Below are 4175 nucleotides of genomic sequence, written 5' to 3'. Positions count from 1 at the left end.
AATCTTGATAGATGTTTATCATAACTTAGATGAGTCAATCAATGAGGGTAATATTTTGAAAAATGTAAAAGAATGGATTTAAATTATAAATTAAGAACTATTTAGTGTAGTGGAATTAAGACTAGATGATTCAGTCTTAATTAAAATTAATAAATTTTTTCAATTTTTGGAAATATACTTTGGGTAGGTAAATCATTACATCTGATTAGTGATAAGTATCACAACACTAAAAATTAAACAAAGAAGAAAACTGAATCTATCAAATTCTATTGCGTCATGTCTATAGCCGCATGGTAAAGAGTCGTAATAGTCAATACACACCAGAATATGGCTATGATGCTTTATGCCGTCGTATTCAAAAGTGGAGTAAACATCACCATACAGGTCAAGAGCAGAACATTATTTATAGATGGGATGAGGATACGCTTGCTTATGAGTCCACAGAGGAACTGACCAAGCATTACATCTATGAAAAAGACAGTTTCGTACCAATGCCACAGGCTGTTTATTTAAGTCCAATAGAATTACACCAAACTCCAGATTGGTCAGATAGACCTTGTGACCCGCTTTGGAAAATTGAAAAACAGGGTAAAGAATTTGATGATGTATGGTTCTATCATTGTGACCACTTGGGTACGCCGCAGGAAATGACCGACCATACAGGTGCAATTATTTGGAAAGCCGAATATAAAGCTTGGGATGAGTGTAAAGCGGAGAAAGCTAAGTCAAATTTCTTCGAAAATAGTGAAATTATTTCAAATAATATCCGTTTTCAAGGTCAATATTTTGATGAAGAGATAGGACTTCATTACAACCGTTATCGTTATTATTCGCCGTATGTAGGTAAGTTTGTTAGTAAAGACCCGATTGGGCTAAATGGCGGGTTTAATATTTTTAAATATGCTTTAAACCCAATTTCATGGATTGATCCTTATGGTCTAAAAAATTTATATAGATCTATGAGTATGGATGAATATAGTTCTCTAAGCCGTACAGATCGATGGACGACGAAATCTGGTGCTTTGGATGGTAAATGGATGGCTGCATTTTATGCAAATGCAAAAGTATGGGGAAATACAATGGGGCATGGGGGATGTGAGTTTATGATGGTACAAGTAAGTGTTCCTGATAAGATAGCAGATCAGATGCATATAGATGGTATGTTGGATGGGATTGGGGCTGCTAGATATGCAACTTTAGATCAATTGAACAACCACTCAAAAATTGCATGGGTTATTGCTAATCAATGTAAATTTAAATAACAGGAAATAGAATGTATGATGTAAATTTAACTTGGAAATTGCCAGATAAAGGTAGAAAATTATTTCAACCTTCACGCGGTGAATATTTTTGTACTACTATTTTAAAAGATTTAAATAATAAAAATACATCATGGAGTATTAAATTAATTTTCAGTGAAAATAAGCCTTTAAAAGCTAAACTCGAATTTTTATCTGATACTTATCCAAAAAGCTCTTTAAAAAAAGGTAATGCAATAGAATTGTTTGAAGGGCCTAATGTTGTTGGTTATGCTTTAATTGAGTAATCTTATTTGAAGAAAGGCATTAGATAGGTAATGTTCAATTTTTAAATTAGAAAATTTTAATATAAAGTGAAAAACTTTTGAAATTTCAAAGGTTTTTTATTGATGGTTGTCCATAATATAAAATAACTTGAACTGCAAAAGATTTTGGGTTCTAAAGGGACGTTAAGTGCTGTGACAGTTTGCCATAATAAAGAGTATAAGATATTCTCAATAATGGTGCTGTTACTGCCAGAAGATCGATAAGTGTACGGTCATTAGAAAGAAATCAATTGCACTAAAAATTAAATGTGAATATATATTTTATTTAAAATTAAATGGTTATGGCTTAAATTTGTCTGGCACCGCTTCCGCAAAATTCGAAAAGCCCCAGTTGAAAGTGGGTTTTTTTAATGTCTATATTTTCAATAATAGATCAAATGTTAATTTTAAAATTTCTGGAGGAGTAAGTGGGACAATTAGATATACTAAAGCGACAGGTATCTTAGTTGGAAACTCAGATCATGTTATTAAAGGTCAATCTATTCTCAGTGGTCTAAAAGAACTATGAAATCAGTAGATAAAGCATATAGTTTATGTGAAAAAGACAAAGCTAAACTTCATGCTTATGCTGATCCTTGTATTCGTAGATTGCAAGATGTATTAGCAATGCCAACTAAAATTCAAAAACAGGAGCTTTAAATTGAAATTTTTAAATAAGCCAATAGATATAATCGAAGTTTGTAGACTGTTAGAAGACGAAATTTTTGAATACTGGATAGAACCTAAATATGTAGTTGGTTTTAATAAAGATGAATTCAAGAAACATGCTGAACAAAAGTTTTTAGAACGGCATGAGAATCTGGATTTTGAGCGTGCTTTGGATAGTGATGAAATTATAACGGAATATTTAATTGGTTGTTTATCAATAGATGCATTTTTAAATTTAGAAAAAGAAGTTAAATTTTTAAACTGTAATAATGTAATAGATGCTGAAAAATATATGATAAATGAATTAGGTTCTTCTACAGTTTGTTATAATTATACAACTTTTTCCAAATATTTAATTAATGAAAGTAATGTAAATAATATTTTTAAAGAATTTATAAATATTTTGAAAAGGAAAATAACATACATTTGAAAAATATTTGGCGGGTTTTTAATATTGAACTGTTGGCTTACAATCTGAATGACCTAAATGATATTAACATGGTTAGTTATAAAAGTATGATGAATTTTAAGTCAAAAAATACTTATATGTATTAAAAATACCATTTTTTGTAGTGTTTTATGGTAGTCAATAGGGTAAATATACTTTCATAATGAATATCTTCGATTTTAAATTACTATTTATCTGAAAACTTATTGAAACATAAAACTGCGGTGCGGAAACATGTTTATGATGAATTAAATAATTGAACTGCAGCCATCCGACCAGATGGACAGAAAATAGATTGGCTGTCTTATTGAAGTGGACATCTCTATGGCATGGCATTAAATGGTGAAGATATTGTTAGTTTTGAGCGTGACGATTTACATAGAGAGACGTTACGACACTATGCAAATGGTCTTAGCCAACACAATGGTATGATGAAGTTGGGCGCTTAACTCAGCAATTAATATTGAATGAGCATGACAAAGGCTATTAGGCTCAAACTCAAAATAATGCTATCCAGCATACCAACCAATTGATTGAACGATTATATCAATACTTGGAAAGCTGAATATAAGGCTTGGGGTGAGTGTAAAGCTGAAAAAGCTAAATCTAACTTCTTTGAAGACTCTGAGATCATCAGTAATAATATCCGTTTCCAAGGGCAGTATTTCGACCAAGAAACAGGTCTTCATTACAACCGTTATCGTTATTATTCACTGTATGTAGGTCGTTTTATTTGCAAAGACCCGATTGGATTATTGGGTGGGCATAATATATATGCTTATGCACCGAATCCAATGAGTTGGATTGATCCTTTGGGATTAAGTACTACTAATCAAATTAGAAGAGATTCAACTAAAGGTGATAAAGAGTTTTCAATCAATCGAGCTACAAGAAGAGAAGCTATGCGTCAAGCTGGTATACCAATCTTACAAAGTTATACTAGTTCTTTAAAATTTATGGGAAATGACTCATCTGGTAAACCTATGTATATTGAAAATATAAAATAAATGTTTCTGGGGAACAATATAATGATAAATTGCAGTTACATCCACAAGGGCATGTTTTTAAAGATAAAAAACCAGTTGAATATGAGAAGCCACATTATCACGTAGTAAAAAATGGCGTAAAACAAGATGGTCATTTAACTTATGATAATGGTAATGCTAGATCTACAAATAAATATGGAGGCGATAACCATAGATGCTAAAGTGTTCTTTTGATGTTATACCAGAATTTCTTAAACTTCCTGATTACTTTAAAAATGAATCAGTAGTAATTATTCTTGGGGGGGGAAATGAATTCATTGATTTTTTTACGAAAAATATTAATGATTATCTCATAACTGAAAGCTTTCAAGTTAATTATTCAACCCAAATTATTGATTTGGAATCAATGGAAAAAGTGATTAATTTTAAAGGGGCATTTGGGCAAAACAAGATGTTTAAATATAATAAAGTAAAGGTATATAGTGAAAAATTTTATATAGATAATAAC

3 protein-coding genes and 3 pseudogenes are annotated in these 4175 nt (G+C 30.8%); all 6 read left to right on the top strand.

What is annotated here, in order from left to right:
* Positions 1–278: 278 nt before the first annotated feature.
* A pseudogene (locus ACH8JV_RS18995) lies at positions 279–941 on the top strand (RHS repeat domain-containing protein); the annotation flags it as partial.
* A gap of 332 nt (positions 942–1273) precedes the next feature.
* Positions 1274–1546 carry a hypothetical protein gene (locus ACH8JV_RS18990; RefSeq protein WP_396523175.1) on the top strand — a complete coding sequence of 91 codons (273 nt, stop codon included), beginning with the start codon at positions 1274–1276 and terminating at the stop codon, positions 1544–1546.
* Between the two features lie 543 nt (positions 1547–2089).
* Positions 2090–2224, top strand: a complete 135-nt coding sequence (locus ACH8JV_RS18985) for a hypothetical protein (RefSeq protein ID WP_396523173.1) — start codon at positions 2090–2092, stop codon at positions 2222–2224.
* Position 2225: 1 nt separating this feature from the next.
* The gene (locus ACH8JV_RS18980) at positions 2226–2663 is read left to right on the top strand and encodes a hypothetical protein (RefSeq protein WP_396523171.1); all 438 of its coding nucleotides are present in this window, start codon (positions 2226–2228) and stop codon (positions 2661–2663) included.
* Positions 2664–2878: 215 nt separating this feature from the next.
* Positions 2879–3568, top strand: a pseudogene (locus tag ACH8JV_RS18975) (RHS repeat-associated core domain-containing protein); the annotation flags it as partial.
* A 313-nt stretch (positions 3569–3881) separates the two neighbouring features.
* Positions 3882–4175: pseudogene (locus ACH8JV_RS18970) on the top strand (hypothetical protein); the annotation flags it as partial.

The sequence above is a fragment of the Acinetobacter sp. ABJ_C5_2 genome, assembly GCF_044538485.1.
In the GTDB taxonomy this organism is placed as follows: Bacteria; Pseudomonadota; Gammaproteobacteria; order Pseudomonadales; family Moraxellaceae; genus Acinetobacter; species Acinetobacter nosocomialis_A.
Note: the sequence above shows the minus strand (reverse complement) of the source record. Positions and strands in the feature narration are given on the sequence as shown.